We start from the raw sequence: 400 nt of genomic DNA on the forward strand, positions 1-400 counted from the left end.
TGCGACTGGCCTTCCATCACGGCATCGAGCAGCGCGATCTTGCGGATCTGCAGACCCTCGGTCAGCACAAAGCTCACGCGGTCGTCCCAGGTCAGCGCCAGGCGCGTGGGCAGCTTGCCGTGCTCGATGTGCTGGCGCACCTCGTCGATGTCCAGCGGATGGCGCGCATAGCGCACCACGGCCTTGGATTCGTCGGCGGCCTTGAGCTCGCATTCACGGTCAATCGAAAAGCCGGCCGGGCTTTCCTGCGTGGTCAGCCAGTGCGCCATGGCGGCCTGTGCGCTGGTCTGCGTATCGACCAGGGCCAGCGCAAAGCCTGTGAGGCCCTCCACCAGCGAGCTGACCACCTCGTCGGCGCGCGCCTGGCTGCCGGTGTCCAGCACCAGGGTGCGGGCCTGCG

Annotated in this window: 1 protein-coding gene; it reads right to left on the reverse strand. The window is 68.0% G+C overall.

All coding sequences use genetic code 11. The annotated features are described in order from the left end of the window. Positions 1 to 400, reverse strand: a 400-nt coding sequence (gene rdgC, locus ACF8NF_RS28360; protein ID WP_392451699.1) for a recombination-associated protein RdgC, incomplete at both ends; no start/stop codon positions are given.

The organism is Delftia sp. WSY_22 (genome assembly GCF_043104185.1).
Lineage (GTDB): Bacteria > Pseudomonadota > Gammaproteobacteria > Burkholderiales > Burkholderiaceae_C > Comamonas > Comamonas tsuruhatensis.